We start from the raw sequence: 3,847 nt of genomic DNA, 5'->3' as shown, positions 1-3,847 counted from the left end.
AGTCGTGTCCTTTGATGGCGTGGAGGAGCTGCCGGAAGACATTGCCGAAGAAATGAGGGACCTCTATTTGCTGCGCAAGCCGTGGGAGCAAATGACCGATCGGTTTCGCGAGTATGCTTACTCCAAGCGGCCGCATGAGAGCCGTTGGAACTGGAAGTATCACGAAAAATATGTGGACGGCAGGTTTACGTACAAGGAACGAGGTTTCGGCCCCTTTGGATTCACGACGCACATGTTCGCCACCCAGGTCGGGATTGCATATCACTACTGGTTGTACTATGAGTTCACCAAGGATGAAGAATGGCTGCGTGAGCGCGCATATCCGATCATCCGGGGCGTCGCCGAGTTTTTCCGCCACTACCCCAACCTGCGGAAGGATGAGGACGGGCTGTATCATATGTATCATACGACCAGCGACGAAAAATATTACGGCGGCAAAGACACGATGGATTCGATGGCGGGCATGCATACAATCTTCCCGATCGTCCTGCGGGCTTCGGACCTACTCGGATTGGATCGCGATATACGGCCGGCGTGGCAGGAGCTCTACGAGCATCTGGCCCCGCTCCCGCGAAGCGACCAAGCGGACGCCGTCCTGAAAACGGAAGAAGGGAAAGCGGCCGTATGGGTCGGCGCTCTCGGTCCAGTGTTAGATCAGAAAAGCAATATCGACGTGAAGCCTGCCTATTTCGGCAGCCTATGTTCACTAGAAACCGCTGAAAAGAAATCGTGGCATGTTCGATACGACTATGGCGACGATTCGATACCAGGAGGAGCTTCTCGATCACGACTGGAGCCGGGCTGCCTCTGAAATGTCGGGGATGGCACGCGTCTTGGCCAATATGGGGCTTGCCGAGCCTTTTAAGCAGGTCGTGCTGGCCCAGTTGGAATGTGTCAACGCGGAGCGGGATTACTGCTATTTCAACGATACAGGCCGAATCAAATCGTTTGAAAACCGCTTGACCGTCAGGGAAGGGGTGAACTGCATCAGCATTCAGCGTCTCGGTAACGCTGCAGCTGCGCTGCAATCGGCGCTGTGCCAAAGCCAGCCTGCTGGCCCAGGCCAGGATTCGGTTATCCGTCTGTTCCCTGCAAGTCCAGTGGATTGGGACTGCGAATTTTCGCTATGGTGTCCTGGTGGATTTAACGTCAAATCGGCTGTTCAGGATGGCGATATACAATATGTAACGATCACGTCCTCCCTTGGAGGAACATGCCGGATTCGGAATCCATGGGGAGAAGGCGAAGTATGCCTGCAGAAGGTAGGAGGCGAGGTTCACTTGTTGGAGGGTTCGCTGCTCCAGTTTGAGACGGAGTTAGGTGATGAATTCGAGCTGTATCCGAATCGATAAATGAGTTGGAAAAGGCCGTTTCACAGTGATGTGAATCGGCCTTTTTGGATGTGCTGCTGTTACTCTTACTCTCGAACGTTCATAGGTTCATGAATTTCATTACGCCGGGCCAAGCATTCCCATCGTTTGGATCGGGCCTGGCAAGCGCTATGCTCCGGTAATTCTCGGCATCGGCATGGACTCTTTGCCGAGCTCCGCCCAGGCATATTTAAGCAGAAGTTCGGTTTTGAGCGGCGCATGCTCCGGATCGCCCCATAAATTGTTCAGCTCTCCGGGGTCTTCCTGCAGATCGAAGATTTCACCGTAGGTCTGGTTGTAGTAGACTGTGATTTTATAACGCTCGTCGACGTACGTTTTTTGGTGGATGGTGGTCGGTTCATGCCTGAACTCACAGATAGCGTGATCCCGCGCCTGTGCGGCTTCGCCGAGCCATACCTTTTTCTGATCGATGCCCGTCATCGCAAAAGGAACCGGTAGATCGCACAGGGACAAGAAGGTCGGAGCCAGGTCCACCAAAGATTGAATGGCGCTGCTCCGCTTGCCGGCCGGCACTTCACCGGGATACCGGACGATAAACGGCAGCTTGATCAAGTCCTCGTAATGAAACCCGCCCTTGGCCTGCAGACCGTGCTGTCCGAAGAAATGCCCGTGATCCGTCGTAAAGACGACGATCGTGTTATCGGCCATTCCCAGTTCCTCCAGCTTATCGAGAATATGCCCGATGTACTTATCCATCATGCTGATCATGCCGTAATAGACGGCGACCAGCTTTTTCTTGTCATACTCTGTCAATCGCTTCCTGCTGCCGTACTCGTAATAATGATGCGAACGGTAACCGTGGATGCCATGTCCCGTTTCCTGCAGGTCTGTGAAGTCAGGTTGCTCTTCTTGCGTTTTGGCAAAATGAGGCGGGTTACGGTCATGCTCGCCCGGAACCATCTCGGGAATGGTGAGCTGCTCGGGATCGTACATCGTATCCCATGGCTCGGGAACGAGGTATTCCGGGTGCGGGTCGAAGAAGCTGGACCACAGGAAAAAGCTTTCGTCGTTTTCATGATATTGTTCCAGTAAAGCATTGGTCCTTTCGGCGATCCAGGTATTGTAGTGGTACTCTTCGGGAATCGGCCATTTATATGTTTGGTCCCGGTCCATGGTACCTGTAGGCGGCAGGAAGTAGTCTCTCCAATTATGGCAGCCTTTCTCTTCCATCCACAGCGCATAATGCTGCCCGACATGGGCTTCATTGGTGTGATTCCGCGCCAGCTCGACTTGGTCAAAACCGTAGAATCCGTCTTTGTAATTTTTCCAAAACTCCAAATCCTGAAGAATAGGATAGGCTTCAAGCGACGGAAATTCCTCGGTCGATGTGAGCGGCTGAAAATGTGCTTTACCGATCAGCCCTGTCCGGTAACCGGCTTGCTTGAAATCTTCGCCTACCGTATGGCGGTCCTCCAGCAATTTGGTGCCGAGCGTCCACGCGCCATGCTGGCTCGGGTACATGCCTGTAATGATCGAGGCACGGCTCGGCGTACAGGTCGGATTGGGGCAATACGCCCGGTTGAACGTCGTCCCTTCCCGGACAAGCCGGTCCAGATTCGGGGTATGTATTTCAGGATTAAAGGCGCCAATCGTATTCCAGTGCTGCTGATCGCTGGTAATTAACAAAATATTAGGTTTCTTCATCCGTCAACCTCCTCGAACTGATTATATGTAAAGGGGTGCCCAAAGAGAATGGCGTATTGTATGATAGATTTATCATTTTGTCAGTTCATGTAAGGATGATGGGGAGGATGATAACGCATGCTGCAGGAGTATGATCACGAATTTGCTGAGTTTTTAATTACACGCCGACCAGGATCGACAAAGGTACACCGTTCTGGCTGGTCAGGGCGGGTCAAAGTACGGCAAAGCCGGGTTACCGGATTGGTCCGCGGAGAATTGAATGCTACAGTATTCATTTTGTCAGGGCAGGCAGCCTGATGGTTGAATATGAGGGGCACACGTACAGGCTGCAGACAGGGGATGCCTTTTGCATGTATCCGAACCGTACCTATATGTATTACAAGCCGGACGACGATCATTCTCTGCAGTTAACATGGCTGGCCATGGATGGACCGGGCATGGAACCGATGCTGAATCTGGCAGGCTTTCATCCGGATGTACCCTGCTCCAGAGGGCTGTGGATTCCAGAGGTAGCGAACTTGATCCGGCGTCTGTTTGCGGAGTGGAAGGATGGCAAGACGGACCAGGTCGCCGCCGCCCTGAACCTGAAAGGACTGCTGTACCAGGTGTTATCCCAGCTGATCGCAAGCGCCAAAGCCGTGGACGAGCCTCATCGTCCTGCTGCTACAACGATAAAAAATGTAAAAGCATCCCAGTGGACCGAGTACATCGAATGGCATGCCGCCGAGGGGATCACCGTACAGCAAGTAGCCGAGTATGCCGGCCTGAACCGCACCTATTTTTCGACACAGTTTACGAGGTTTGTAGGCATG

The 3,847-nt window shown here is 53.1% G+C and carries 4 protein-coding genes; 3 read left to right on the top strand and 1 reads right to left on the bottom strand.

Annotated features, from left to right (window positions below):
* On the top strand, positions 1-811 hold an 811-nt coding region (locus tag CPT76_RS12090), incomplete at its 5' end, for a glycosyl hydrolase family 95 catalytic domain-containing protein (protein WP_483870048.1).
* On the top strand, positions 735-1,352 hold the full coding sequence (locus tag CPT76_RS12085; protein ID WP_146116228.1) for a hypothetical protein: 618 nt from the start codon (positions 735-737) through the stop codon (positions 1,350-1,352). The genes CPT76_RS12090 and CPT76_RS12085, both read left to right, overlap by 77 nt.
* Positions 1,353-1,499: 147 nt before the next feature.
* Here CPT76_RS12085 and CPT76_RS12080 read toward each other — a convergent pair whose 3' ends face one another.
* Entirely contained in the window at positions 1,500-3,035 is a 1,536-nt protein-coding gene (locus tag CPT76_RS12080; protein ID WP_105443096.1) for a sulfatase family protein, read from the bottom strand.
* A gap of 173 nt (positions 3,036-3,208) precedes the next feature.
* On the opposite strand from CPT76_RS12080, the gene CPT76_RS12075 reads away from it, so the two are divergent.
* Positions 3,209-3,847: AraC family transcriptional regulator (locus CPT76_RS12075; protein ID WP_181152941.1), on the top strand; the 639-nt coding region annotated here is incomplete at its 3' end.

Origin of the sequence: Paenibacillus sp. AR247 (assembly GCF_002968895.1) — a bacterium.
GTDB lineage: Bacteria > Bacillota > Bacilli > Paenibacillales > Paenibacillaceae > Paenibacillus_AQ > Paenibacillus_AQ favisporus.
Note: the sequence above shows the minus strand (reverse complement) of the source record. Positions and strands in the feature narration are given on the sequence as shown.